22 protein-coding genes are annotated in these 25733 nt (G+C 64.1%); 14 read left to right on the top strand and 8 right to left on the bottom strand.

Annotated elements, in window-relative coordinates:
* Nucleotides 1-7: 7 nt before the first annotated feature.
* Together C4K39_RS23350 and C4K39_RS23345 are read right to left on the bottom strand one after the other, a co-directional pair.
* Nucleotides 8-679: a Pr6Pr family membrane protein gene (locus C4K39_RS23350; protein WP_068584877.1), complete on the bottom strand. Its 672-nt coding sequence runs from the start codon at nucleotides 677-679 to the stop codon at nucleotides 8-10.
* 8 nt (nucleotides 680-687) lie between these two features.
* Nucleotides 688-918 (bottom strand): VF530 family protein, encoded by a 231-nt coding sequence (locus tag C4K39_RS23345; RefSeq protein ID WP_068584870.1) that lies wholly within the window; start codon nucleotides 916-918, stop codon nucleotides 688-690.
* Between the two features lie 377 nt (nucleotides 919-1295).
* Here C4K39_RS23345 and C4K39_RS23340 point away from each other — a divergent pair, with 377 nt between their 5' ends.
* Nucleotides 1296-3335: a TonB-dependent receptor gene (locus C4K39_RS23340; RefSeq protein WP_124347516.1), complete on the top strand. Its 2040-nt coding sequence runs from the start codon at nucleotides 1296-1298 to the stop codon at nucleotides 3333-3335.
* Between the two features lie 30 nt (nucleotides 3336-3365).
* Here C4K39_RS23340 and C4K39_RS23335 read toward each other — a convergent pair whose 3' ends face one another.
* Entirely contained in the window at nucleotides 3366-4754 is a 1389-nt protein-coding gene (locus C4K39_RS23335; protein ID WP_124347515.1) for an aminotransferase-like domain-containing protein, read from the bottom strand.
* A 316-nt stretch (nucleotides 4755-5070) separates the two neighbouring features.
* Between C4K39_RS23335 and C4K39_RS23330 the strand changes: the two genes are divergently transcribed.
* From C4K39_RS23330 to C4K39_RS23305, 6 genes are all read left to right on the top strand, one after another.
* Nucleotides 5071-6273, top strand: a complete 1203-nt coding sequence (locus C4K39_RS23330) for a benzoate/H(+) symporter BenE family transporter (protein WP_124347514.1) — start codon at nucleotides 5071-5073, stop codon at nucleotides 6271-6273.
* Between the two features lie 220 nt (nucleotides 6274-6493).
* Entirely contained in the window at nucleotides 6494-7849 is a 1356-nt protein-coding gene (locus C4K39_RS23325) for a carbohydrate porin (RefSeq protein ID WP_124348384.1), read from the top strand.
* A 119-nt stretch (nucleotides 7850-7968) separates the two neighbouring features.
* Nucleotides 7969-10389 (top strand): glucose/quinate/shikimate family membrane-bound PQQ-dependent dehydrogenase, encoded by a 2421-nt coding sequence (locus C4K39_RS23320; protein WP_068584860.1) that lies wholly within the window; start codon nucleotides 7969-7971, stop codon nucleotides 10387-10389.
* A 299-nt stretch (nucleotides 10390-10688) separates the two neighbouring features.
* A complete protein-coding gene (locus C4K39_RS23315; RefSeq protein WP_068584857.1) occupies nucleotides 10689-10985 on the top strand; it encodes a hypothetical protein in 297 nt (98 codons plus the stop codon).
* 175 nt (nucleotides 10986-11160) lie between these two features.
* Complete coding sequence (locus C4K39_RS23310; protein WP_068584854.1) at nucleotides 11161-11454, top strand: hypothetical protein; 294 nt, start codon at nucleotides 11161-11163, stop codon at nucleotides 11452-11454.
* Nucleotides 11455-11555: 101 nt separating this feature from the next.
* Nucleotides 11556-12203 (top strand): carboxypeptidase-like regulatory domain-containing protein, encoded by a 648-nt coding sequence (locus C4K39_RS23305; protein WP_124347513.1) that lies wholly within the window; start codon nucleotides 11556-11558, stop codon nucleotides 12201-12203.
* A gap of 6 nt (nucleotides 12204-12209) precedes the next feature.
* Here C4K39_RS23305 and C4K39_RS23300 read toward each other — a convergent pair whose 3' ends face one another.
* Complete coding sequence (locus C4K39_RS23300; RefSeq protein WP_124347512.1) at nucleotides 12210-13838, bottom strand: ATP-binding response regulator; 1629 nt, start codon at nucleotides 13836-13838, stop codon at nucleotides 12210-12212.
* A 144-nt stretch (nucleotides 13839-13982) separates the two neighbouring features.
* On the opposite strand from C4K39_RS23300, the gene C4K39_RS23295 reads away from it, so the two are divergent.
* Nucleotides 13983-14600, top strand: coding sequence for a LuxR C-terminal-related transcriptional regulator (locus C4K39_RS23295; protein WP_068584844.1), 618 nt, complete (start codon nucleotides 13983-13985; stop codon nucleotides 14598-14600).
* Between the two features lie 74 nt (nucleotides 14601-14674).
* A complete protein-coding gene (locus tag C4K39_RS23290) occupies nucleotides 14675-15106 on the top strand; it encodes a HEAT repeat domain-containing protein (protein WP_124347511.1) in 432 nt (143 codons plus the stop codon).
* Nucleotides 15107-15142: 36 nt separating this feature from the next.
* On the opposite strand, the gene C4K39_RS23285 is transcribed toward C4K39_RS23290, so the two are convergent.
* Nucleotides 15143-17485 (bottom strand): putative bifunctional diguanylate cyclase/phosphodiesterase, encoded by a 2343-nt coding sequence (locus C4K39_RS23285; RefSeq protein WP_124347510.1) that lies wholly within the window; start codon nucleotides 17483-17485, stop codon nucleotides 15143-15145.
* A 398-nt stretch (nucleotides 17486-17883) separates the two neighbouring features.
* Between C4K39_RS23285 and lon the strand changes: the two genes are divergently transcribed.
* The 5 genes from lon (at nucleotide 17884) to cmoB (ending at nucleotide 23312) form a co-directional block, all read left to right on the top strand.
* Nucleotides 17884-20304 (top strand): endopeptidase La, encoded by a 2421-nt coding sequence (lon, locus tag C4K39_RS23280; protein ID WP_068584836.1) that lies wholly within the window; start codon nucleotides 17884-17886, stop codon nucleotides 20302-20304.
* A gap of 171 nt (nucleotides 20305-20475) precedes the next feature.
* Entirely contained in the window at nucleotides 20476-20868 is a 393-nt protein-coding gene (locus C4K39_RS23275) for a protease inhibitor I42 family protein (protein ID WP_068584831.1), read from the top strand.
* A 1-nt stretch (nucleotide 20869) separates the two neighbouring features.
* Nucleotides 20870-21505 carry a lysoplasmalogenase gene (locus C4K39_RS23270; protein ID WP_068584828.1) on the top strand — a complete coding sequence of 212 codons (636 nt, stop codon included), beginning with the start codon at nucleotides 20870-20872 and terminating at the stop codon, nucleotides 21503-21505.
* 110 nt (nucleotides 21506-21615) lie between these two features.
* Complete coding sequence (gene cmoA, locus C4K39_RS23265; protein ID WP_068584824.1) at nucleotides 21616-22359, top strand: carboxy-S-adenosyl-L-methionine synthase CmoA; 744 nt, start codon at nucleotides 21616-21618, stop codon at nucleotides 22357-22359.
* The gene (gene cmoB, locus C4K39_RS23260) at nucleotides 22356-23312 is read left to right on the top strand and encodes a tRNA 5-methoxyuridine(34)/uridine 5-oxyacetic acid(34) synthase CmoB (RefSeq protein ID WP_124347509.1); all 957 of its coding nucleotides are present in this window, start codon (nucleotides 22356-22358) and stop codon (nucleotides 23310-23312) included. The genes cmoA and cmoB overlap by 4 nt, the downstream gene beginning before the upstream one ends.
* Nucleotides 23313-23438: 126 nt before the next feature.
* Here cmoB and tadA read toward each other — a convergent pair whose 3' ends face one another.
* The 3 genes from tadA to C4K39_RS23245 form a co-directional block, all read right to left on the bottom strand.
* Complete coding sequence (gene tadA, locus C4K39_RS23255) at nucleotides 23439-23933, bottom strand: tRNA adenosine(34) deaminase TadA (RefSeq protein WP_124347508.1); 495 nt, start codon at nucleotides 23931-23933, stop codon at nucleotides 23439-23441.
* Nucleotides 23933-25315: a multicopper oxidase family protein gene (locus C4K39_RS23250; RefSeq protein WP_124347507.1), complete on the bottom strand. Its 1383-nt coding sequence runs from the start codon at nucleotides 25313-25315 to the stop codon at nucleotides 23933-23935. The genes tadA and C4K39_RS23250 overlap by 1 nt, the downstream gene beginning before the upstream one ends.
* Nucleotides 25316-25442: 127 nt before the next feature.
* A complete protein-coding gene (locus C4K39_RS23245; protein ID WP_068584808.1) occupies nucleotides 25443-25733 on the bottom strand; it encodes a PTS sugar transporter subunit IIB in 291 nt (96 codons plus the stop codon).

The raw sequence follows: 25733 nt of genomic DNA, 5'->3' as shown, positions 1-25733 counted from the left end.
CGGCGAATCATTGCTGGCCCGCGCAATGCCGGCGACCGAGCCAGCGGTCCAACCCCAGCAGCACCAGCGATACCAGGACGAACGTCGCCAGCAGTCCCAGGGCATTGAGCACCGCCCGGGGGTAACCCAGCCGATCCACGGCAATGAAGGGATAGGGATACAACCCAAGCAAGTGCCCACGCCATAACAGGTAGGCGAAGTACAAGGTCGGGTAGAGAGTCCACCAAGCCACATGGCGCACGCGCAACTGGCCCTTGGGTACGCAACACCACCAATAGGCCAGGAACAGCAGCGGCATCACATCGTGCAGCAATTCGTCCGCCAGCCATTGCCACCCCAGTGGATGCCACAGGTGCCGCAGCAACAGGTTGTAGGCCAGGCCCACCAATACGATGCTGGCAGCTACCGCACCACTGACCCAGGGTTGGAGCATGAAGGCCTGCCCGCGGGAAACACGCAGGTTCAGGGCGCAGGTCAGCACACTGGCCACCAGGGTATTGCTCAGCACGGTGAAGAAACTGAAGAAGTTCACCAGGCCGCCCAACAAGCTGGCTCCGGCGTCCCAGCGCAGCAGCAGGATCAGGTACAGCTGTACCGTCAGGCCAAACCAGCCAAGGAATGCCGCCACCGCGATCAGGCCACGCCGGCCGGGCGACTCCAGCTGCGATCCGGGCCTCATGCCGTACCTCAGAGCGGGCGCTTGGTGCGTTGCAACTTCACGTAGAGCCGTTCGACCTTTTCCCGGGCCCAAGGCGTCTTGCGCAGGAATGTCAGGCTCGACTTGATGCTCGGATCAGCCTTGAAGCAGCGGATATCGATGCGCTGCGCCAGCCCCGACCATTCGTAGTGCTCAACCAGGGCCTTGAGGATCTGTTCCAGGGTCACGCCATGCAGCGGGTCGGTGTGGGTAACGGTCATGCCAGGCCTTCGAGCGCAGAAAGAAAAGAAGCCGCGCACCTTAGCCGAGGGCCCGCGCCCACGCCAGTGCGCTGAATTAACTGTAGCCGCTGCCGAGGCGGTGCCAAGGTCCGCCCCCTTAGCGATCGACCCGCCCTCCCTTGCTCCAGCGGCCTCTGCACGCCCGGTCGCAGCCTGCGGCAGCGGCTACAGCGAGACTTCTGCCCCCCGCCCCAGGCCGGTTTTTGCAAGCCGATGAAAAGTTCCCGGCTTTTACAAATAAATGAGATGTTATATTGTATCAACACAAGACAACTCTCTCGCACACCGGGCCGCCCCGTGCCCCGCCTGTTTTTCGACCCTATGCGCGCCGCGCAAAGCTTGCCAAGGAACGACCGATGTCCCTTTCAGCCCACCACCCTTCTCGCTCGCTACTGTGGCGCCTGTCGCCGCTGTCCGCTGCCTTGCTGATCGCCACCCAGGCCCACGCCGTGGAGCTGCCACAGCAGGTCATCACCGCCAATCCCCTGGGTAGCACCGAACTGGCCGCCCCCACCACGGTGGTCGAAGGCGACTCGCTGACCCTGGCGCAGAAGGGCAGCCTCGGCGAAACCCTGAACAACCAACCTGGTGTGTCTTCGTCCTACTTCGGCCCCGGCGCCAGCCGCCCGGTGATCCGCGGCCTGGACGGCGATCGCATCCGCATCCTGCGCAATGGCGTCGGTGCCCTGGACGCCTCGTCGCTGTCCTATGACCACGCCGTGCCTCTGGACCCGGTCAACGTCGAGCGCATCGAGATCGTCCGTGGCCCGGCAGCCCTGCTCTATGGCGGCAACGCCATCGGCGGGGTGATCAACAGCTTCGATAACCGCATCCCCACCGAAGCCATCGAGGGCATCCACGGTGCCGGCGAGTTGCGCTACGGCGGTGCCGACACCACCCGCAGCAGCGCCGGCAAGCTGGAAGCCGGCAACGGCACCTTCGCCCTGCACCTGGACGCCAACTCACGGCAGTTCAACGATCTGAAGATCCCGGGTTACGCCCGTAGCCGCCATGCTCCGGAAAGCGAAGACGGCAACGGCAAGAAAGGCCGCCTGGGCAACAGCGACGGCCGCCAGGACGGTGGTGCCATCGGTGGGTCCTACACCTGGGACGACGGCTACGCCGGCCTGTCCTACAGCAACTACGACTCCAACTACGGTTCCCCCGCCGAGCAGGATGTACGCATCCGCATGAAGCAGGACCACTACGCCTTCGCTTCGGAACTGCGCAACCTGCAGGGCCCCTTCAGTTCGCTGAAGTTCAATGCCGGCTATACCGACTACGAACACCGCGAGATCGAAGGCGGTGAAACCGGCACCACCTTCAAGAACAAGGGTTATGAAGCCCGGGTCGAGGCTCGGCACTTGCCCATCGGCCCGCTCGAAGGGGTGGTCGGGGCCCAGTTCAACCGCAACGAATTCTCGGCCCTGGGCGAGGAAGCCTTCGTCCCGAAAACCGATACCAACAGCGGCGCGCTGTTCATCCTCGAGGAACTGCAAGCCACGGACCGCCTGAAACTCAGCCTTGGCGGGCGCCTGGAACACACCGTCGTGGACCCGGATGGCAAGGGCAACGAACGCTTCGCCCAGGCCGACAAATCCAGCAGCTTCACCGCCGGCAGCCTGTCCTCGGGCGCGGTCTACACCCTGACTCCGGTCTGGTCCCTGGCCGCCACCCTGGGCTACACCGAGCGCGCGCCGACCTTCTACGAGCTGTATGCCAACGGCGCCCACGTCGCCACCGGCACCTACGAAGTGGGCAACGCCAAGCTGTCCAAGGAAAAGGCCGTCTCCAGCGACCTGGCCCTGCGTTTCGACAACGGCGTGCATAAAGGCAGCGTCGGGGTGTTCTACAGCCACTTCTCCAACTACATCGGCCTATTGGGCACGGGGCGTACCCTCAACGATGAAGGCGAAGAAGATCTGTCAGGTCATCCGGAATATACCTACAGCGGAGTACGAGCACGCTTCACCGGGATCGAAGCCCAGGATCGCTGGACCCTGGGGGAAAACGCTTACGGCAAGTTCGCCCTGGAGCTGTCCGGCGACTACACCCGGGCCAAGAACCTGGACAATGGCCAGGACCTGCCGCGCATCGCCCCCCTGCGCCTGAACAGCGGCCTGCTTTGGGAACTGGACCGCTGGCAGGCCCGGCTGGACGTGCAACACGCCGCCAGCCAAGGCCGGGTACCGGACAACGAGAGCGGCACCGATGGCTACACCACCCTGGGAGCCAGCGCCGGGTACCGCTTCGACATCGGCAGCAGCCAGTGGCTGGCCTTCGTCAAGGGCGAGAACCTGACCAACCAGACCGTGCGCTACGCCAGTTCGATCCTGCGGGATATCGCACCCGCGGCCGGGCGCAGTGTGGAAGTGGGCTTGCGCACTACCTTCTAAGTCCAGGCCAGCCAGCGACCTGCCCGCGGCTCAGCGATAACGCCGCGGGTCGGTGCCGATCAGGCTGGCCAACTGGGTCAGGGCAAAGCGCAGTTCGTCGCGGGTGGTGGGCGACATCAACACCACCCGCACGTGACGGCAGTTGGCATCGCGCTCCACCTGGAACTGCGTGCCGCTCATCACCAGCACGCCATTGGCCCGGGCCAGGGTGGCGAATTCATCGGCGGTCCAGGGCTGCGGCAAGGTCAACCACAGGTGGTAGCTGTGGGGCTGGGTCCGGAACTCGAAACCGGCGAACACTTCCCGGGCAATCGCCTGGCGCTCCGCCGCCTCGCTGCGCTGGGTCTCTACCAGCTTGCGGTCCAGCCCCTCGACCAGCACATTGCTGGCCAGTTGCGCGGTCAGCGGCGAGGGCATCCACACGCTGCTGCGGACCATCGCGCTCAAGCGCGACAGCAGCTTGGGCGGGCTGTACAAGTAGCCGACCCGCAGGGCCGGCATGATCGCCTTGGACAGGCTGGTGAGGTACACCGAACGCTCCGGCGCATAGGCCGAGAGCGGCTTGATCTGCGGATCGGTGGCGAGAAAACCGTAGATATCGTCGTCGACCAGCAAAAAATCGAACTCTTCGGCCAGTGCCGCGATCTGGGCCCGGCGCCCCGGCGACATGATCGCCGTGGTGGGGTTCTGGCAACTGGCGACACACACCAGCAACGCCGGCTTCTCCCGCAGGCACTGCTCGCGCAGGGCTTCGGGCAGTATTCCCTCCTCATCCATGGCCACGCCCTGCAAGCGTCGCTCCAGGCCATGGGCTACCGAGAGGATGCCCGGGTATGCCAGGGACTCGCAGAGCACCAGGTCACCGGCATTGCTCAAGGCGCTGATGGCAACCATCAGCCCGTGCTGGGCGCCGGAGGTGATCACCACTTGCTGCCACTGGGCCTCGGGCAGCGAATGCCGTAGCCACTGCGCCCCGGCCTCGCGGTGGGCGGGATGGCCGCCGTCGGGAGCGTAGTCCAGGGCCCGGCCGAAATCGCTGCTGCGGGCCATGTCCACCAGGGCGCCGCGCAACCAGTACTCCAGGGTTTCGCTGTAGGGCTTGATCAGCGACAGGTCCAGGGCCTCGGACTGGCCCAGGGACAACGACGGCCCGGCTGCACCTTCCACCAGCGCCAACGGCGCGCGCCCCAGCACATAGGTGCCACGCCCCACCTCGCCCTGCACCAGGCCGCGGCGCTGGGCTTCGCCGTAGGCCCGATTGATGGTGCCGGGAGTAACGTTCAGGGTCACCGCCAGCTCGCGCAGGGTCGGCAGGCGCTCACCATCCTTGAGCAGGCCACTGCCGATATCGCGCTGCAGCGCATCGGCGATGGACAGGTAGACCGGCTGGTTGAAGTCGCTTAACTGGGGAACCCACATGGAGGCTGGTGACCATCGGCTGCATTGAAATGCGGCGCAGCATAGCACAGGGCCGCTGCCCACCCGCATATCGACTCAATCGAAAAATTGATTCAATAACCAGGCCCTATTCCTTCCAAATGAATTTTGATCAAAAGTATTTTCAATCAATAAAATCGTTAATAAACAATTATTTATAAGAAAGAATCTACAACCAATCTCTTCATCAAGGCATTGATTGCATCAAGACAATTGAATCGATTCAATTTTCTGAAATACACTGAAACACGCTTATATCGATCGACTCAATCATCCACCACCCGCCAGTCGAGATGCCATGCACAACCTCAGCAAGGACCTGTCCCTCTCCGCCGTGGTCGCCGGCTTGATCGCCGTGATCATTTCCTACGCCGGCCCCCTGATCATCGTGTTCCAGGCCGCCCGCGAAGCCCATATGCCCGACGACCAGGTGTCCTCCTGGATCTGGGCCATATCCATCGGTAGCGGCCTGACCGGCCTGCTGCTCAGTTGGCGCCTGAAGGTGCCGGTGATCACCGCCTGGTCCACCCCCGGTGCCGCGCTGCTGGTCTCGATGCTACCGACGGTGTCGCTGCCCCAGGCCATTGGCGCCTACATCGTCGCCGCGCTGATCATCGCCGTGCTCGGCCTCAGCGGTGCCTTCGACAAGCTCATGGCGCGCCTGCCCAAGGCCATCGCCGCCGCGATGCTGGCGGGCATCCTGTTTCGCTTCGGCGCAGGCCTGTTCACCTCGCTCAGCCTGCAACCGGTACTGGTGCTGGCGATGCTCACCACCTATCTGCTGGGCAAGCGCTGGTCGCCGCGCTACGCCATCCCCGCCGTGTTGCTGGTGGGCTGCTGCGTGGCCGCAGCCCTGGGCGAATTCAACCTGGGGGCCATCACCCTGGCCGTGGCCGAGCCGATCTTCATCGCCCCGCAGTGGGACTGGCAGGCCATCGTCAATATCGGCCTGCCCCTGGCCCTGGTCACCCTGACCGGACAGTACGTACCCGGCATGGCGGTCATGCGCAGCGCAGGCTACGCCACCCCGGCCCGCTCGATCGTGTCCTGGACCGCCATCACCTCGGCGCTGCTGGCCCCCTTCGGCGCCCACGGCATCAACCTGGCGGCTATCACCGCGGCGATTTGCACCGGCCGCGAAGCCCATGAAGAACCCAACAAGCGCTACATCGCCGGGATCGCCTGCGGCTTGTTCTACCTGCTCATGGGCGTGTTCGGCGCCACCCTGGCCTCGGTCTTCGCCGCCCTGCCCAGGGAGCTGATCGCCGCCCTGGCCGGCCTCGCCCTGTTCGGCGCCATCAGCAGCGGCTTGAGCGGTGCCATGGCCGACGACCAGCAGCGTGAAGCAGCGCTGATCACTTTCCTGGTCACCGCCTCGGGCATGAGCTTCCTGGGCCTGGCCGCGGCCTTCTGGGGTTTGATTTTCGGCTTGGTCGCGTACTTCGTCCTGGGCCACACCCGACACACGCCCGCCCTGGCGCAGGCGACCCCATCACGCTGAGGAGTAAAGCCCGAACGACTGTTACCGATTCCGAAACGGTTCATGTCGATAAAAGCGCTTTCTCTTGCCGAGAGGGCGCTTTATTCTTCGCACCCGAAGCTGAAACGCTTCATCTTTCCTTTTGAAAACAGCGGCCTGGCGCCTCGACCGACAGCGGTCCAGGTCTCGTGCCCTGCCCTTGTTTCGCCTATTCCTAGAAAAAGACCTTATCCGAATGCCTATGCCTCTTTCTCAGCGCGCAAAAGACAGCGCTGTCCTGACGCCAGTCGCCCTCCTCGGCGCCCTGGGTTTTGCCGCTTGCGCCCAAGCCACGCCGGCCTTCGACAGCGACTCGCCCTGGATGCTCGGCGACTGGAACGGCAGCCGCAAGGAACTGGCCGATAAGGGCTACGACTTCAAGATCGACTACGTCGGCGAGATGGGCGCCAACCTGCGCGGCGGTTATGACCACGATCGCACCGCACGCTACAGCGACCAGTTCGCCTTCGGCAGCCACCTGGACCTGCAAAAGATCCTTGGCTGGCACGATGCCGAGTTCCAGCTGACCGTGACCAAGCGCAACGGCGACAACATCAGCAACGACCGGATCAACGACCCGCGGGTCGGCGGCTTCACCTCGGCCCAGGAAGTCTGGGGTCGCGGCCAGACCTGGCGCCTGACCCAGATGTGGTACCAGCAGAAGTTCTTCGACCAGAAGCTGGACATCAAGGCCGGTCGCTTCGGCCAGGGCGAAGACTTCAACAGCTTCCCCTGCGACTTCCAGAACCTGGCGTTCTGCGGCTCGCAAGTGGGCAACTGGGCTGGCAGCGTCTGGTACAACTGGCCTGTCAGCCAGTGGGCCCTGCGCATCAAGTACCACCTGACCCCCGAGCTCTATGCCCAGGTTGGCGCCTACGAGCAGAACCCTTCGAACCTGGACCGCGACAACGGCTTCAAGCTCAGCGGCAGCGGCACCCAGGGCACCCTGCTGCCGGTGGAGCTGGTCTGGACTCCACGGCTCAATGGCCTGCCCGGGGAGTACCGCGCCGGCTATTACTACAGCAGCGCCAAGGCCACCGACGTCTATAAAGACCGCAATGGCCAGCCCGCCGCGCTGACCGGTGAGGCCTACCGCAGCAGTTCGAGCAAGCATGGCCTGTGGCTGGGCGTGCAACAGCAGGTCACCAGCCTGGCCAGCGACCAGTCCCGGGGCCTGAGCCTGTTCGCCAACGTCACCGCCCATGACAAGAAGACCAACGCCATCGACAACTACGTCCAGGCGGGGCTGGTCTACAAGGGGCCATTCGATGCCCGGGCCAAGGACGATATCGGCTTCGCCCTGGCTCGGGTCCACGTCAACCCGGCCTACCGCAAGAACGCCCAGGCCAGCAACCAGGCCCGCGCGCTGTACGACTACGACAACCCGAGCTACCTGCCGCCCCAGGACACCGAGTACAGCGCCGAGCTGTACTACGGCGTACACCTGGCCAACTGGCTGACGGTACGTCCCAACCTGCAGTACATCCGCCATCCAGGAGGCGTGAGCCAAGTGGATGATGCATTGATTGGCGGCATCAAGATCCAGAGTTCGTTCTGAGGCCCGCCGGCAAAAAAAAGCCTTCGGCAAACACTTTCCAGCTGAACCAAGCCCGCGCCTGAACGTCATCTACAGTGAACATGCGCGGGTACATTCTTAACGTCACGGAGAACCACACTATGAGCACAGAGGGCGCTTCGAGCCCGAGCCGCTTGCCACCAAGGCTGCTCGGGATCTTGCTGCTGCTAATGGGCCTGGCCTTACTGGCCGGGGGGATCAAGCTGAGCATGCTCGGCGGCTCGCTGTACTACGTCCTGGCCGGTATCGGCCTGACGCTGACCGGCCTGCTGTTGCTGGCCGGAAAACGCGCGGCACTGGGCCTGTACGCTCTGGTGCTGTTCGCCAGTACCATCTGGTCGCTGTGGGAAATCGGCCTGGACTGGTGGCAACTGGTACCGCGCCTGTCGTTGTGGTTCGCCCTGGGCGTGGTCCTGCTGCTGCCCTGGTTCCGTCGCCCACTGCTGCGCGATGGCCCGGCACCGATGGGCACTGCGGCCCTGAGCGTGGCCGTGGTCCTGGCTGGTGGCGCCGCCATCGGCAGCCAGTTCACCAACCCGGGGGAAATCTCCGGCGACCTGGGCCGCGACAGCGCGGACATGGCCAGCACCGCACCGGCCATACCGGATGGCGACTGGCAGGCCTACGGCCGTACCGAATTCGGTGATCGTTACTCGCCGCTCAAGCAGATCACTCCGGCCAACATCGGCAAGCTGCAGGAAGCCTGGCGCATCCGCACCGGCGACATGCCGACCGCCAAGGACCCGGTGGAGATCACCAACCAGAACACCCCGCTGAAGGTCAACGGCAAGCTCTATGCCTGCACCGCCCACAGCAAGGTGCTGGCACTGGACCCGGATACCGGCAAGGAAATCTGGCGCTTCGACCCACAGATCCAAGGCCCCAATGGTGACGACTTCCGTGGCTGGGCCCACATGACCTGCCGTGGCGTGTCGTACTACGACGAAGCCAACTACCAGAACTCCGACGCCATCAGCCGTCCGGCGACCCTGTCCCCTGCCGGCCAGGCCATCGCCACCAGCTGCCCACGCCGCCTGTTCCTGCCGACCGCCGATGCGCGCCTGATCGCCATCAACGCCGACACCGGCAAGGTCTGCGAAGACTTCGGCAACAAGGGTGCCGTGGACCTCAAGGCCGGTATCGGCTCGTTCACTCCCGGTGGCTACTACTCCACCTCGCCGGCGGCCATTACCCGCAACCTGGTGATCATCGGCGGTCACGTGACCGATAACGAATCGACCAACGAGCCGTCCGGGGTGATCCGCGCCTTCGACGTGCATGACGGCCACCTGGTCTGGAACTGGGACTCGGGCAACCCCGACGAAACCACGCCGCTGCCTGAAGGCAAGACCTACACCCGCAACTCGCCGAACATGTGGTCCCTGGCCAGCGTCGACGAGAAACTGGGCCTGGTCTACCTGCCACTGGGCAACCAGATGCCCGACCAATGGGGCGGCAACCGCACCGCAGGTGCCGAGAAATTCAGCGCCGGCACCGTGGCCCTGGATATCGACACCGGCAAGCTGCGCTGGAACTACCAGTTCACCCACCACGACCTGTGGGACATGGACGTAGGCAGCCAGCCAACCCTGCTGGACATGAAGACTGCGGATGGCATCAAGCCGGCGCTGATCCAACCGACCAAGCAAGGCAGCCTGTATGTGCTGGACCGTCGCGACGGTACCCCGATCGTGCCGATCCGCGAGATCCCAGCCCCGACCGGAGCCGTGGAAGGCGACCACACCGCACCGACCCAGGCCCGTTCGGACCTGAACCTGCTGAACCCGCCTCTGGACGAAAAAGCCATGTGGGGCGCCACTCCATTCGACCAGATGCTGTGCCGCATCCAGTTCAAGGAGCTGCGCTACGACGGCCAGTACACCCCACCATCGGTGCAGGGCAGCCTGATCTATCCGGGTAACGTCGGCGTGTTCAACTGGGGCAGCGTATCGCTGGATCCGGTACGCCAGCTGCTGTTCACCAGCCCGAACTACATGGCCTTCGTGTCCAAGCTGGTACCGCGCGCCGAAGTGGCCGCCGACAGCAAGCGCGAAAGCGAGACCTCGGGCGTGCAACCCAACACCGGCGCTCCCTATGCGGTGATCATGCATCCGTTCATGTCGCCGCTCGGCGTGCCCTGCCAGGCGCCGGCCTGGGGCTACGTCGCCGGTATCGACCTGACCACCAACAAGGTGGTGTGGAAGCACAAGAACGGCACCAGCCGTGACAGCTCGCCGATCCCGATCGGCCTGCCGATGGGCGTGCCGAGCATGGGCGGCTCCATGGTCACCGCCGGTGGCGTGGGCTTCCTCAGCGGTACCCTGGACCAGTACATCCGCGGTTATGACGTGAAGAACGGCAAGGAACTGTGGAAGTCCCGCCTGCCGGCCGGCGGCCAGGCCACGCCGATGAGCTACACCGGCCAGGACGGCAAGCAGTACGTGCTGGTGGTCGTGGGTGGCCACGGCTCCCTGGGCACCAAGATGGGCGACTACATCATTGCCTACAAACTGTCGGAATAAGCCCTGACAGTAACTGAAAAGGCGGCTACCTACGGGTAGCCGCCTTTTTTGTGCCCGCCCTCACATGCCTTCGTGTAACGGCTGCCGCAGAGTCAGAGCTGCTTCGCGTAGCCGCTCGCGGCTGCGTAGGGCCGCAGACCCAGGAAGCCCCTACGGGCCTTGGCGCAGCCTCGCAGGCTCGGCAGCGGCTACAGCCATGGGTGTTGAAAAGTCCTACAGCTCACAGAGAACAGCATCACCTTGTTCCCTGCGGCCGCCTGCCTTTAAGGTCGGCAGAATCACCGGGCAGGCCCCAGGCAATGGACGACGACACCGCACACTCCCCAAGGCGCTTCATGCCCCTCACTGGCAACGACTACGACATCCCCGCCCTGCTGGTGGATACCCAGGCTCCGCTGGATGCCCTGCACGAAGCGGCCATCCACCGTATCCGTGCCGCGACCCAACTGCTGGAAAGCATTGCCAGCCAGGACCATCTCGGTGGCAATCCGCAATTACTCCAGGACTTCGCCCAACTGTGCGTCATTCCCTTGCGTGATGGCTGCGACCTGCTGGATGTGCTGGGCCGCCGCCTGCAGGAACAACTGGCCGAATGACCCTACCAACTCGAGTAATTGCAAAGGGACATTAGCCCATCTGTGCTAATCGACCCTCCCCGACCCCGGCGCTATAGTTGCGGCCAACCACCTCGTTCCCACCAACACTGCCATCCTGCGGTGCGGGGGACGGCTGCGCCGTGGAAAGAAACTACAACACCAAGGAAGCGTCATCATGAAACTCCATTCCAACATCCGCTCCATCACCCTGCTCAGCGGACTGGTGCTGGCCCTCGCCGGTTGCGCCGTTGCCAAGCCCAGCAACGACGACCTGAGAAACCGTGCCCAACTCACCATTGGCAAGAACGTGACCAGCGTCTCGAATGTACGCAACGACAATACCCAGACCTACTTCACCGCCAACACCAGCGCCGGTGGCTACAACTGCGTGCTGCCCTCCGGCGGCATGATTGCCTTTGCCAGCATGGGTGGCCTGGTTTCGATGCCCGCCGAGTGCAACAAGGAATAAAGCGGCCACCCCGGAAACTCGCGACGAGCCACCGCACCTGCCCGGCGCAGGGCGGGGCTGCGCGAACGCGCTACTTCCCTGCACACAAAGGTCCCGCCGTCATGACATCTCGCCTATTCATGGTCTCCGGTACGGTGCTGCTCGCCTGTGCCTTGAGCGCCTGCGCCCCGCGCCAGGGACGAACCCTGGACGAATACCCGCTGGTGAAGGTCCCCAGCGTGCAATACCCCGACGTCCCCTTCGACACCCAGGCCGCACGTGCGGCCCTGCAACCGGGCACGGCAACCCTCACCGGCAAGTTCTGCATCGTCGGCAACGATGGCATCGAGAGCAGCCGCAACGTCGAGATCTATCTCTATCCGGCCACCCCGCACTTGCAGGCCTGGCACAAGTTGCGCTCATCCCAGCCCGAAGGCGCACCGGTGAGCATGCTCCCCGAGGCCGTGGCCGTGCACCGGGTAACCCGGACCAACGACGACGGCATCTTCCAGTTCACCGGCCTGCAACCGGGCCGATACTTCGTCCAGGGTCAGGACATGGTGTACGGCACCAGCCGCTGGAACGAGTACGTGGGCACCGGCCAGAGCAACACCAACTACGGGCCGGTGACCACCCACTACTACACCGAGCGCAGCTCGATCTCTTCGTACTCGGGCATGCTGGATGACTTCGTCGAACTCGCCAGCGGCGACAACAAGAAGCTGACCATGACCAACTACCCCCTGCTCATCCCGTGCCGGACCTGGTAGCGTCCGCTACGCCCCAACTTGGTGAACCAGCGCTACTGGCGTCTCGCGCAAGGCACGCAAGGTAGCCCGCAACTCCACCGGCCGCACTGGCTTGGACAGGATGGCGATGTTGCGATCATGCAGCGCGGCATGGATCTTCTCGATATCGTGGCCGGTGATGATCAGCGCCGGCACTTCCCAGCCCCGCTGCTGGCGGATGTTGTCGATGCACTCAATGCCCGAGAGCCGGGTGCCCAGGTCATAGTCGGCGACGATGATGTCGCAATCGGTCACCAGGTCCTCGGCCGACGCCTCGGCCTGGACCACACACCCCCAACGCTCCAATAGCGCCGAGGTCGCCAGCAGCACGTTGCGGTCATCTTCCACCAGGCAAACCCGCAACCCGCTCAGCAGGCCGTTCTGCAGCGCCTCGTCATGGCGGCGCAATTGCTGCGGCGCGGCCGGTTGCAGGCCCGACAGGGTCACGCTGGTGCCGTGGTCAACCCGCGAGCGCAAGCGTACCTCCAGGTCCACCAGTTGCCCCAGGCGCTTGACGATGGACAACCCCAGGCCCACGCCCTCGACATCCTTGTCGCGCAATTGGCGGACCCGGTAGAACTCTTCGAAGATCCGCGGCAGGTGCTCTTCGGCGATACCGCGCCCACGGTCATGGATCTCGATGGCCAGGCCCTGGCCGCAGCGGCGCACGCCAATCAGCACGGGCCCCTGCGGTGCGTACTTGAAGCAATTGGACAAGACGTTCTGCACCATGGTGGCCAGCAGCCCTGGGTCGATGCGCACCCAATGGTTGCAGGGCCGAAGCCGCAGCTCGACCCCGGCCCAGCGCGCCGCTTCGGCGTTCTGGCGTACCAGGTCGCGCAGTAACTGCCCCAGGTGCACGGTTTCGTACTTGGGCTGCACGCGCCCGTTGTCCAGGGTGTAGAGGTCGAGGATCGAGCGGAACAACTGCGACACGTTGAGCAGCGAACGGTCGATGTTGTCCACCAGCCGCCGCTCCTCCTGGCCCAGGTCGGCCTCGCGCAGACAGGCGGTGAACAGGCCGATGGAGTGGATCGGCTGGCGCAGGTCATGGCTGGCCTGGGCCAAAAAACGCGATTTTTCCAGGTTGGCGGCAATGGCTTGCTCGGAGGCCAGCCGGGTGCGCTTGAGCAGGATATGGGCATAGACCGGGATCACCGTACTGGTGACCATCAGCATCAGCACCATGTAGGGCTGGCTTTGCCAGTACGGGGTCAACAGGTAGACCATGAACAGCGCGAACAACGCCAGTACCGTGGCGATGGCCAGGTAGCGCGAGCCGAAACGCATGCCGTTGCCCAGGTTGACCCAGACCATCACCGCATAGATGGGCAGCGCGCCCTCGCCGCCCATCACCAGGCCGAAGCAGGTGCCGGTGTAGTCATAGACCATCCCAAAAACCCGTCGGATCGGGTAATGGCCGGGCCAGCGGGCAATGGCCAGGCGCAGGCCGATGGAAACCAGGGTGAAGACGATGATGTAGATGATCACCGGCAAGTAGATGTAGAAATCCTGCCCCGGCAGGCAACTGGTCACGGTGACATAGACCAGCGCGCAACTGGCCACGATGATGCGTAGCGTGGCCTGGTCGAGTTCGCTGTCCTTCTCTGCTTTCATCCAATCACCTCCTTGTGCAATCCGCCGGTTTGCGTGGTCCTACCTGAAGACATGGGGTACCGGACACGACCAGTGGGCAGGTACAGTGCCGGACCGCCAAGGTAGCATGCCCCCAGGACTGTATGTTTCAAGGAGTTTCAAGACATGACATGCCGGATCATCGTCGCTGACGACCACCCCCTGTTCCGCGAGGGGATGCGCAGTACCATCCAACGCCTGCTACCCGAAGCCGTGCTCGAAGAAGCCGGTGACCTGGCAGCGGTACTCGCCCTCGCCCAGACCGGCGAGGAGCCGGATTCATTGATCCTCGACCTGCGTTTTCCCGGGCTGACCTCGATCGGCATGATCACCGATTTGCGCCTGCAACTGCCCCGGACCTCGATCATCGTGGTGTCGATGATCGACAATCAGGACCTGATCAGCGAAGTGATGGCCGCGGGAGCCGACGGATTCATCGGCAAGAACATCTGCCCGGAGGAAATCGCCCAGGCGATCCTGGATATCCGCCAGGGGGAAGTCGTGGTCAAGTACGCCCCCTCCGGCCTGCTGCTGCCCCTGGATGTCTGCTCCGAGATCAGCTCGCTGACCACTCGCCAGCAGGAGGTGCTACGCCTGATTGCCCAGGGCAAGACCAACAAGGAGATCGCTCGCGAGCTGGATATCTCGCCGTTCACCGTGCGTATCCATGTCTCGTCCCTGTTGCACACCCTGAAAGTACCCTCTCGGGCCGCGGCGGCAGTGAAGTTCGCCGGAAACTGGTAGCCCCGCCGGGGAGCATTGCCCATGGCATCCGCTACTCACTCTCCACACCGCAACCCGCTCCACAGGAACCGCACATGAATCGCGATGTACCCCAGGATCCGTTCGAACAGTTGCAATACTGGATCGGCGACTCGCAAGCCAGCAACTGGAACGAATACATCACCGAACAGGTAGGCAGGGGCGTGCTACGGGTCTTTACTCCTGAACAATGGCAGCGACTGGAGGCCATTCTCCTGTCCCAGCCCGAATACTGGCAGCAACGCTGTACTGTCTCCCTGGGTGAACTGCGCAGCCCGGTGGCCATCGACTTGCTCAAGCGCCTGCTGGCTGATTCGACCTACCTGGATGTACGAATCCTGGCGATCTATGAACTGGACTGGGCAGAAACAGCGATCGAGCGCCGCTATGCACCCTGCATCCAGCAAGTCATGGACGGCCTCGCCGAAGACCAGATCGAGCCCGAACTGCACAGGCTGCTGGCCAAGGCTCAAGCCGCAACCTGCTGACCCCCGGTCGCGAGCTTCCCGGATCGACCATCGCCCTCAGCCCGGGACCCTGGATTTGAGCAGCCAGTGCTCGAAAGCCTCGGTCGACAAGGGGCGACTGATCAGGTAGCCCTGCACCGTATCGCACCCCCAGCTTTCCAGCAGTTTCAGGCAGTGTTCGAACTCCACGCCTTCGGCCACGACCTTGAGCCCCAGCTTGTGGCTCATTTCGATGGTCGAACGCACGATCACCGCATCGCCGCTGGTTTCGTCCAGGTTGCGAATGAACGACTGGTCGATCTTCAGCTCCTGTACCGGCAAGCGTTGCAATTGCGCCAGGGACGAATAGCCGGTGCCGAAATCATCCACCGACAAGCTGATACCGCAACCACGCAAGCGCTGGAGTACCGCCAACGCCTGCTCCGGATGGCGCATGATGGTGCTCTCGGTAATCTCGAACACCAATTGCTCGGCCGCGACCTGGTGACGCTCCAGGCACTGGCTGACCCGGTCCTCCAGGCCATCGTCCTCCAGGTCCCTGGCAGAAATGTTCAATGACAGGCGTACCGGCAAGGCCCGGCGATTCCACTGCGCCAACTGCTGGATACAAGCCTCGATCACCCAGGAGGTCAGGCTGTGCATGCTGCCGGTGCGCTCGGCCAGGGGGATGAACTCGGCCGGCGATACCACGCCAAACACGGGGTGCTGCCAGCGCAACAGGGCCTCGGCCTGGTGCAGGTAGTCCCGGCGCAGGTCCAGCTTGGGCTGGTAGTGCAGAAACAGCTCGCCCTCGGCCGCGGCACGGCGTAAATCGCGAATCAGGCTGATTTGCCGTTGGTGGGCCAGGTCGCGATCCTGTTGATAGACCTGCAAGTAGCCAGGCTTTAGCGAAGCATCATGCCGGGCGATGGCCGCGCGGCTGATCAGCTCCTCGGCCGATTGACCGTCGGCCGGATACACCGCCACGCCTACGCAGATCTGCAGGCGAACTTCATCGCCCTGGATCAACTGCGGCCGGCTCAGCAACGCATGCAACCGGTCAGCCATGGCAATGGCGCCGTTGAGCTCGGTGTTCTCCAGCAACAGGAGAAACTCGCTGGAGGTAATACGCGCAGCGGTATCCCCCTGGGACAGCACCTCCCGCAGCCGCCAGCTGAGCTCGCCCATCATCTGCTCCAGGCCTTCGGTCCCGAAGCCCTCGTTGATCGCCCGGTAGTTATCCACCCCCAGGTACAGCAACACCACGTTTCGCCGTTCGGCAATGGCCTTGCTCAGGCGCTCAATGGCCAGCGCCCGGTTGGGCAAGCCGGTCTGGGGGTCATGCAGGGCATTGTGGGCCAACTGCCGCTCGCGGGTAGCGATCGCACTCTGCATGGCGTTGAAGGCATCGGTGAGCACTCCGAACTCGTCGCTGCGCTTGCTCGCCACCGGGGCCTGGTAGTTGCCCGCGCCGATGCGCCGGGCAGCCAGGGCCAGGTCCTCCAGGGGCCGGGCCACCCAACGCGCCATCAGCAATGCACCGACCAGGGACCCCGCCAGCGCCACCACGGCAATCCACAAGAACTCCTTGTCCAACGGGGCGAAGGCCTCCAGGGCCTGCTCCATGGGGCTTTGCAGCAGGGCCATGACCCGCGGGTCGTCTTCACCGCCGGTGTTGGCCAGTTGCAGCGCCTGGTTGAGAAAGCGCTGACCATGGATTTCACTCAGTTGCGGCAGCGGCTGCCACAACGAGTCACGCAGGATGTTGATGATCGCCGACCACAAGGACTCCGGCTGGGTACTGAACAACTCTCCGGCGTTCTGCCCATCGACCGCCAGGAACGACACCTCCAGGTTGCTCATCGAGCGCAGTTCCAGAGCGAAGTTTTCATCCATGGGAAACCCCATCACCACCCGGGCGATCGGCAGCGACTCCAGCACCTCGCCTTGCACCAGGAGATAGGGACGGCCCTGGATCGACACCAAGAGCATGTGGATGTCGTGCCGCAGGGCCCGACGCAAGGCCTGGTCGTAGGGAAAGGGTTGGTCCCGGGAGATGGCCGGCAGCGTGCTGGCGACGACCTGGCCCTCGGGGCTGAGCACGAACATCTCGCTGGAACGGATACCACCGCGATGCCGGGCCAGGGCAGCGAGAATGTCCACGGGTTTGCCACTGACCACAGCACGGCGGAACTCCGAGTCCACCACCAGCCAATCGACACCGTATTGCAGGGTGCGGCCCCGCAGGTCCAGCAAGCGCTCGAAGACCCGGGTACCGGTCTTCAATTGCAGTTGTGCCTGTCGTTCCACCGCCTGGGTAGTCGCGGTCTTGACGGCAAAATACACCGCAGCGACCAGCACCAGCAGTAACAGCGCCAAGACCCCGACAATTCTTGCCTGGAAGGTTCGGCGCCACCTCATATCGCCACTCTCGACCGTTCCGCTTGCAAGCTCCCCCTTGAGCACGGCGTTACGGGCGACAGCCGTTGGGAGCGGAGAAATCCGTTCTTCATACCCATCCCTCTGAAGCGCTGGAGGCAAAAGTCAAAAAAATGGCATCTTTATTCCGTCGTTGCGGATACTCAGATTTATCTGCCGATCATAGAAGATCGCGCAGTATAACTGGTGATCTTGCAGTCATTTTATTGACAACCAATATCGGGAAAATGCTGCACCCTTGACGATGCCGGTTGTCCAGGACGGCTGAAAAAGGCCAGGCCAAAGAACCGGGCAGCTGCGACCCTGTTCGCAGTGCCCCCATTGAAACCCGTCATGACCTGCCCCATCTAACCTGCATAGCCCATCGTGCAGGAGTCTCCATGAGCGACCAGCAAGAATTTCCCGAGGATCCACGCGACTACGTCGATCCGGAAGACACCGAACAGTCGGCCGCCCATGGCACCGGCCTGGCCCTGCCAGGGCAGGCCCTCCCGGACAAGGTCTACATCATCCCGATCCACAACCGGCCGTTCTTCCCGGCCCAGGTCTTGCCAGTCATCGTCAATGAAGAGCCCTGGGCCGAGACCCTGGAGCTGGTGAGCAAATCCGAACATCACTCCCTTGCCCTGTTCTTCATGGACACCCCCCAGGAAGATCCACGGCATTTCGACACTTCGGCGCTGCCGGAGTACGGCACCCTGGTCAAGGTCCACCACGCCAGCCGCGAGAACGGCAAGCTGCAATTCGTCGCCCAGGGCCTGACCCGGGTGCGCGTGCGCACCTGGCTCAAGCACCATCGCCCGCCCTACCTGGTGGAAGTGGAGTACCCGCGCCAACCGGCCGAGCCCACCGACGAGGTCAAGGCCTACGGCATGGCACTGATCAACGCGATCAAGGAGCTGCTGCCGCTCAACCCGCTGTACAGCGAAGAGCTGAAGAACTACCTCAATCGCTTCAGCCCCAACGACCCATCGCCCCTGACCGACTTCGCCGCCGCCCTGACCTCCGCCACCGGCAACGAGTTGCAGGAAGTACTCGACTGCGTGCCCATGCTCAAGCGCATGGAGAAAGTCCTGCCGATGCTGCGCAAGGAAGTGGAAGTCGCGCGCCTGCAGAAAGAGATTTCCGCCGAGGTCAACCGCAAGATCGGCGAGCACCAGCGCGAGTTCTTCCTCAAGGAACAACTCAAGGTGATCCAGCAGGAACTGGGGCTGACCAAGGACGATCGCAGCGCCGACCTGGAACAGTTCGAGCAGCGCCTGCAGGGCAAGGTCCTGCCGCCCCAGGCACAGAAACGCATCACCGAGGAAATGAACAAGCTGTCGATCCTCGAGACCGGCTCGCCGGAATATGCGGTCACCCGCAACTACCTGGAGTGGGCCACCGCCGTGCCCTGGGGCATCTATGGCGAGGACAAGCTCGACCTCAAGCACGCGCGCAAGGTACTGGACCAGCACCACGCCGGCCTGGACGACATCAAGAACCGCATCCTCGAGTTCCTCGCCGTGGGTGCCTACAAGGGCGAGATCAGCGGCTCCATCGTGCTGCTGGTGGGCCCGCCCGGCGTCGGCAAGACCAGCGTCGGCAAATCCATCGCCGAATCCCTGGGCCGGCCGTTCTTCCGCTTCAGCGTTGGCGGCATGCGCGATGAGGCCGAGATCAAGGGCCACCGCCGCACCTACATCGGCGCCCAGCCGGGCAAGCTGGTGCAGGCCCTCAAGGAAGTGGAGGTGATGAACCCGGTGATCATGCTCGACGAGATCGACAAGATGGGCCAGAGCTACCAGGGCGACCCGGCTTCGGCACTGCTGGAGACCCTCGACCCGGAGCAGAACGTCGACTTCCTCGACCATTACCTGGACCTGCGCATGGACCTGTCCAAGGTCCTGTTCGTGTGCACCGCCAACACCCTGGACGCCATCCCCGGACCGCTGCTGGACCGCATGGAAGTGATTCGCCTGTCGGGCTACATCACCGAGGAAAAACTCGCCATCGCCAAGCGCCACCTGTGGCCCAAGCAACTGCACAAGGCCGGCGTCGCCAAGTCCAGCCTGAGCATCAGCGACAGCGCCCTGCGCACGGTGATCGACGGCTACGCCCGCGAGGCCGGGGTGCGCCAGCTGGAGAAACAACTGGGCAAGCTGGTGCGCAAGGCCGTGGTGCGGCTGCTGGACGAACCCGAGGCACGGATCAAGATCGGCCCCAAGGACCTGGAAGCCTCCCTGGGCATGCCGGTGTTCCGCAACGAGCAGGTGCTGAGCGGGGTCGGGGTCATCACCGGCCTGGCCTGGACCAGCATGGGCGGCGCCACCTTGCCCATCGAGGCCACGCGCATCCACACCCACAACCGCGGCTTCAAGCTCACCGGCCAGTTGGGCGATGTGATGAAGGAGTCGGCGGAGATCGCCTACAGCTACGTCAGCTCGCACCTGAAGCAGTTCGGCGGCGACAGCAAGTTCTTCGACGAAGCCTTCGTCCACCTGCACGTACCCGAGGGCGCCACGCCCAAGGACGGCCCCAGCGCCGGGGTGACCATGGCCAGCGCGTTGCTGTCCCTGGCACGTAACCAGCCGCCGAAGAAAGGCGTGGCCATGACCGGCGAGCTGACCCTCACAGGCCACGTGCTGCCCATTGGCGGGGTGCGCGAGAAGGTAATCGCCGCACGCCGGCAGAAGATCCACGAACTGATCCTGCCGGAGCCCAACCGCGGGCACTTCGAAGAGTTGCCGGACTACCTCAAGGAAGGCATCACCGTGCATTTCGCCAAACGCTTCTCTGACGTCGCCAAGGTGCTGTTCTAACCCGGGATCTGCAGGAGCGGGGCTTGCCCGCGATGGACACAATGCGTAGTACCTGGCGTACTGCGCCATCGTTCATCGCGAGCGGCTTCGCTCCTGCAACAGCCTGCCACACATTGCTCCATCTTCAGTTATGCTCGCCGTTCGTCATGAACGATCGGAGCTTCCTGACCCATGCCCACCACTCGCTTGCTCGCCCTGCTCAGCTTTGCCCTGTTGGCCGCCTGCGCCAGCCAACCCAAGCAAAACGTCACCGTGGAGAAGCAGAGCGAATGCCCGCTGCAACTGCACGAGGGGCAGAACCTGACCGTCACTCTGCCGAGCAACCCCACCACGGGTTACCGCTGGGCGATCCAGGACTCGGCCGGCGGCATCCTGCGCAAGGTCAGCCCCGAGGTCTACAGCAATCCGGAAGACACTGGCCTGGTCGGCAGTGGCGGCTTCTCGACCTGGCGCTTCCAGGCCTTCGCCAAAGGCACGGGCCGCCTGCTGCTGACCTACCAGCAGCCTTGGGCACCGGAGGAAGCGCCGGTCAAGGCCTTCGACTGCTCGATCACGGTCAATTGACATGGGCTGGCTAATCCTTGCGCTGATGGGCGCCGCGACCTTCATCTACGGCACCGCTATACATGCCACCCTGCTGTGCCTGCTGGTCAAGCCCCTGCCGGTGCTGGCCCTGCTGGGCTGGCTGCATGATGCGCCGCCTGGCGACTACCGGCGCTGGATCATCATTGGCCTGCTGTTCTCGGTCCTGGGCGATATCCTGCTGGCCTGGCCCATGGACCTGTTCGTGTTCGGCCTGGGCGCCTTCCTGGTGGCCCACTTGGCTTACCTCAAGGCCTACCTCAGTGATTGCCGGCGCCCAGCGCTGCTGCCACTGCTGTTGGCGCTGGCCATCGGCGCGACCCTATTGGGCATCCTGATTTCCCATGGCCTGGGTCCATTGCTGGTGCCGGTGATCGTCTATGCCCTGACCATCAGCGCCATGCTCTGGCGGGCCCTGGCACGCCTGGGCACAGCAGTGCCCAAGCGTTCGGCGGCCCTGGCCGCACTCGGCGCCTTGAGCTTCGCCTTCTCCGATAGCCTGATCGGCCTGAGCCGCTTCGTCGGGGCCTTCGCCGCCGCGCCCTACCTGATCATCATTTTCTACTGGCTGGGCCAGTGGGGCATCGCCGCTTCGGCCTTCAGCCAGAAGCCGCGCTAGCCGCGCAGGGGCGACACCCGGTGCCGCCCCCGGTCCCCCAGGCCTTATCGCAACGGGCCGCAGCGGCTACAATGCCGCCCCTCTTTTTTATCGCCAGCACCGGAACCGCCGTGAGCAAAGAACCCGATCGCCTATTCGCCCAGCCTCTGGCCCAAGTGCCCGACTTCGCCTTCAACGAAGATGTGGTGCGAGTCTTCCCGGACATGATCAAGCGCTCGGTACCCGGCTACCCGACCATCGTCGAGAACCTCGGGGTCCTGGCGGCGCAGTTCGCCCAGCCCAACAGCGTGCTCTACGACCTCGGCGCCTCCCTCGGAGCGGTGACCCAGGCCCTGCGTCGCCATGTGCGCAGCGACGGCTGCCGGGTGATCGCCGTGGACAACTCGGCGGCCATGGTCGAGCGCTGCCGGGAGTACCTCAACGGCCAGGACTCGATGTTCCAGGAGTTGCTGCCCGTGCAGGTGATCGAGGGTGACATCCTGGCCCTGGACTTCCAGCCGGCCTCGGTGGTGGCGATGAACTTCACCTTGCAGTTCATCGCCCCTGAACAGCGCCAGGCACTGCTGACGCGCATCCGTCAGGCACTGCTGCCCGGCGGCGCCCTGATCCTCTCGGAAAAGCTGCGCTTCAACGACGCCCAGGAGCATGAGCTGCTCACCGACCTGCACGTCGCCTTCAAGCGCGCCAACGGCTACAGCGAGTTGGAGATCGCCCAGAAACGCAGTGCCATCGAGAATGTCATGAAGCCCGACAGCCTCGAGGAACACCGCGAGCGCCTGCTGGCCGCCGGTTTCTCGAAAGTCGTGCCGTGGTTCCAATGCCTTAACTTTGCTTCGTTGATTGCCCTGCCATGATCGATCTATCCCCCCTGGCCCGCCATCTGGTGGGCACTCCCCTGGCCGTCTGGGCCCAGGGCCTGCAAGCGCAACTCGATGCCAAGATGGAAAAGGGCCATGGCGACCTGGCCCGCTGGCAAAGTGCCCTGGACGCCCTGCCGAATGTGCGCCCCAGTAAAATCGACTTGCTCAACGGCCTGGTCCTGGACACTGATTGCGACACCGCGACCCGCGAGCGGATGCGCACTGCCCTGATGGGCCTGAGCCCTTGGCGCAAGGGCCCGTTCGACCTGTTCGGCGTGCATGTGGATACCGAATGGCGCTCGGACTGGAAGTGGTCGCGGGTCGCGCCGCACCTTGACCTGCAGGGCAAGCGCATCCTCGACGTCGGCTGCGGCAATGGCTACTACATGTGGCGCATGCTCGGCGCTGGCGCCGACAGCGTGATCGGCGTCGATCCGAATTGGCTGTTCTTCTGCCAGTTCCAGGCGGTGCAGCGCTACCTGGAACAACCCAAGGCCTGGCACCTGCCGTTCCCCTTCGAGGACCTGCCGTCGAATCTCGAAGGGTTCGACACCGTGTTCTCCATGGGGGTGTTCTACCACCGCCGCTCGCCCATCGAGCACCTGCTGGCGCTCAAGGACTGCCTGGTCAAGGGGGGCGAACTGGTGCTGGAGACCCTGGTGGTCGAAGGCGACCAGCAGCAGGTACTGGTGCCGGAAGACCGCTACGCACAGATGCGCAACGTGTGGTTCCTGCCGTCGGTACCGGCCCTGGAGCTGTGGCTGCGGCGCGCCGGGTTCAGCGACGTGCGCTGCGTGGATGTCAGCCTGACCAGCGTGCAGGAACAGCGGGCCACCGAGTGGATGAAGTACCAGTCCCTGAGCGACTTCCTCGACCCCGACGACCACAGCAAGACCATCGAAGGCCTGCCGGCGCCGATGCGCGCCGTGATCGTCGCCAGGAAATGAATCCCCCGTATCCGTAGGATGCGAGGCTGGCCCGCGATAGCGATATCGAACATCAAGCCCGATTCAAGGTGAGCATGCCCGGGCTGATGTCATCGCGAGCAAGCTTCGCTCCGGCAGGGGTGGTGTTCAGTCGCGGCTGGCCCGCCGTGCCTTGAAGAACTCGCTGAGCACCGTGCCGCACTCCTCGGCCAGTACCCCGCCCTCGTACAGCACCCGGTGGTTGAGAAACCCCTGGGTGAAGAACTGTCCCTGGCTCTGCACGATGCCCGCCTTGGGCTCCAAAGCGCCGTAGACCACCCGCGCGATGCGCGAATGGACGATCAGCCCGGCACACATGCTGCAGGGCTCCAGGGTGACGTACAGGGTACTGCCCGGCAGGCGGTAGTTGCTCACTGCCTGGGCCGCGGCGCGAATGGCCACCATCTCGGCATGGGCGCTGGGGTCGCTACCGCTGATCGGGCAGTTGTAGCCGCGACCGATGACCTGCCCATCGAGCACCAGCACCGCACCCACGGGAACCTCCCCAAGGGCGGCCCCCTGGGTAGCCAGGGCCAGGGCCTCGCGCATGAACTCCTGGTCGCGGCTGCGATCGATGATCGACGCCGGGCGAATCTGGCGCATCACACCACCTCGATCGCGGCCATCAGGCCGGTTTCCATGTGGTCGATCACATGGCAATGGAACATCCAGGTGCCCGGGCTATCGGCCACCAGCGCCACCTGGGCGCGTTCGTTCTTGCCCAGCAGGTAGGTGTCGGTGAACCAGGGCTCGACGATCTTGCGGCGATTGGAAGCGATCACCTTGAAGCTCATGCCGTGCAGGTGGATCGGGTGCTGGTACTGGGTCATGTTCTTGAGCTCGAAGATGTAGCTCTTGCCCTTCTTCAAGGTGGCGATCGGGCGATCGGCGCAGGTCTTGTCGGTGATATCCCAGGCCTGGCCGTTGATCTGCCACAGGCTCGGCGGCTTGCCGTTCTCGGTATTCACCGAGACCTTGCCGGCCCACTCGAAATTGAAGTTGAGCTTCTCGGCCTTTTCCAGGTCCGGTTCGGCGATGGGGTTGGCCGGCAGCGCCTTGGGCCAGTCGCCCGGGGCTTCGCTGCTGGCTACCGAGCGCAGAGTGCCCAGGCGCACGAAACCATCGCGCAGGGAAATCTCCTCGCCCGCCTCGGGAATGCGAATGGCCAGGCAGATGCGCATGCCCGGTCCCAGCCAATAATCGTCGTCCAGCGGGCGCGGGGTGATCGGGTTGCCGTCGAGGGCGTAGATCATCGCCTCGCAGTTGCCCTTGAGGTTCAGGCGATAGGTCCAGGTGTTGTCCAGGTTCAGCAGGCGCACCCGCACCACCTGCCCGGCCGGCAGCTCGGTCACCGCCTCGGCCTGGCCGTTGATGGTGATCAGGCGCCCCGCGGTGCCATTGCGCGCGGCCTCGCGCGGTACGCTGAAGGGCATCCAGGCGCCCTGCTCGTCCACGTGCCAGGTCTTCAGGCTCAGGGTGCGCTCATGCTTGAAGCCGGTCGGCTCGCGCTCCTCGACGATCAGCGGGCCCACCAGCCCCCGCCCCAGCTCTTCGGAGCTGCTGACGTGGGGGTGGTACCAGTAGCTGCCGGCATCCGGCACGCGGAATTTGTAGTCGAAGAATTCGCCCGGCTTGACCGGCAGTTGCGAGACGTAGGGCACGCCGTCCATTTCCAGCGGCAGGCGGATGCCGTGCCAATGAATGGTGGTTTCTACCGGCAGGTGGTTGATGAAACGCACCCGCAACCAGGTGCCCTGGCGAACCCGCAATTCTGTGCCCGGCGCCGACGGCCCGAAAGCCCAGGCCTGGGTCTTGAAACCCGCTACCAGTTCGACATCCAACGGAGCGGCAATCAGCTCGTAGTCGTGCCCGGCATTGTCGTCCGCAACCTTGCCCAGCCAGTATCGCGACGCACCGCCGGCGCCCACGCCAACCACCACCAGACCGGCCAGACCACCGAGTATTTGTCGACGGGTAAAGGACATGGACTCAACTACCTCACGTATCTGCCGCGGACCCGGGCCCGCAAAAAGGCAAATACGATACACCCGCAGTTGAGAAACAGTAAGGCCGGCGCGGCGACGGGACGCAGATGCAGGGCCGTGGCTGCGCTCAGTCGCGCAACCCCAACAACAGGTGCACCACGCCGCCCGCCAGGGGCATCACCGCCGGCACCCCTGCCCTTTGCAGGGCAGTGCTGTCGAGCAATTGCGGGTCATGCAGCTCCAGGCGCAACCGGGTCAGGGCCAGCCATTGCTGGCTCTTGATATTGGCATGTCCGCCCAATGCCGCCAGCGTCGGTTCATCCAGGGCATGACCGCCAGCCTTGGGCGCTTTCGGCTGGTCGGGCACCAGGTCCGGGGTCAGGGCTTTCCAGAACGCCCGCTGTAGTTTCTCGAACAT

Origin of the sequence: Pseudomonas sessilinigenes, from assembly GCF_003850565.1 — a bacterium.
Taxonomy (GTDB): domain Bacteria; phylum Pseudomonadota; class Gammaproteobacteria; order Pseudomonadales; family Pseudomonadaceae; genus Aquipseudomonas; species Aquipseudomonas sessilinigenes.
This window is presented reverse-complemented; position numbering and strand designations above follow the sequence as displayed.

Bases quoted from the DNA above. Each gene is read 5' to 3' on its own strand.
- C4K39_RS23305 (WP_124347513.1), top strand. From the start codon at position 11,556: ATGACATCTCGCCTATTCATGGTCTCCGGTACGGTGCTGCTCGCCTGT.
- C4K39_RS23320 (WP_068584860.1), top strand. From the start codon at position 7,969: ATGAGCACAGAGGGCGCTTCGAGCCCGAGCCGCTTGCCACCAAGGCTG.
- C4K39_RS23325 (WP_124348384.1), top strand. From the start codon at position 6,494: ATGCCTCTTTCTCAGCGCGCAAAAGACAGCGCTGTCCTGACGCCAGTC.
- C4K39_RS23315 (WP_068584857.1), top strand. From the start codon at position 10,689: ATGGACGACGACACCGCACACTCCCCAAGGCGCTTCATGCCCCTCACT.
- C4K39_RS23300 (WP_124347512.1), bottom strand. From the start codon at position 13,838: ATGAAAGCAGAGAAGGACAGCGAACTCGACCAGGCCACGCTACGCATC.
- tadA (WP_124347508.1), bottom strand. From the start codon at position 23,933: ATGCGCCAGATTCGCCCGGCGTCGATCATCGATCGCAGCCGCGACCAG.
- C4K39_RS23340 (WP_124347516.1), top strand. From the start codon at position 1,296: ATGTCCCTTTCAGCCCACCACCCTTCTCGCTCGCTACTGTGGCGCCTG.
- C4K39_RS23275 (WP_068584831.1), top strand. From the start codon at position 20,476: ATGCCCACCACTCGCTTGCTCGCCCTGCTCAGCTTTGCCCTGTTGGCC.
- lon (WP_068584836.1), top strand. From the start codon at position 17,884: ATGAGCGACCAGCAAGAATTTCCCGAGGATCCACGCGACTACGTCGAT.
- C4K39_RS23295 (WP_068584844.1), top strand. From the start codon at position 13,983: ATGACATGCCGGATCATCGTCGCTGACGACCACCCCCTGTTCCGCGAG.
- C4K39_RS23310 (WP_068584854.1), top strand. From the start codon at position 11,161: ATGAAACTCCATTCCAACATCCGCTCCATCACCCTGCTCAGCGGACTG.
- C4K39_RS23330 (WP_124347514.1), top strand. From the start codon at position 5,071: ATGCACAACCTCAGCAAGGACCTGTCCCTCTCCGCCGTGGTCGCCGGC.
- C4K39_RS23335 (WP_124347515.1), bottom strand. From the start codon at position 4,754: ATGTGGGTTCCCCAGTTAAGCGACTTCAACCAGCCGGTCTACCTGTCC.
- C4K39_RS23245 (WP_068584808.1), bottom strand. From the start codon at position 25,733: ATGTTCGAGAAACTACAGCGGGCGTTCTGGAAAGCCCTGACCCCGGAC.
- C4K39_RS23350 (WP_068584877.1), bottom strand. From the start codon at position 679: ATGAGGCCCGGATCGCAGCTGGAGTCGCCCGGCCGGCGTGGCCTGATC.
- C4K39_RS23290 (WP_124347511.1), top strand. From the start codon at position 14,675: ATGAATCGCGATGTACCCCAGGATCCGTTCGAACAGTTGCAATACTGG.
- C4K39_RS23285 (WP_124347510.1), bottom strand. From the start codon at position 17,485: ATGAGGTGGCGCCGAACCTTCCAGGCAAGAATTGTCGGGGTCTTGGCG.
- C4K39_RS23345 (WP_068584870.1), bottom strand. From the start codon at position 918: ATGACCGTTACCCACACCGACCCGCTGCATGGCGTGACCCTGGAACAG.
- C4K39_RS23250 (WP_124347507.1), bottom strand. From the start codon at position 25,315: ATGTCCTTTACCCGTCGACAAATACTCGGTGGTCTGGCCGGTCTGGTG.
- cmoB (WP_124347509.1), top strand. From the start codon at position 22,356: ATGATCGATCTATCCCCCCTGGCCCGCCATCTGGTGGGCACTCCCCTG.
- C4K39_RS23270 (WP_068584828.1), top strand. From the start codon at position 20,870: ATGGGCTGGCTAATCCTTGCGCTGATGGGCGCCGCGACCTTCATCTAC.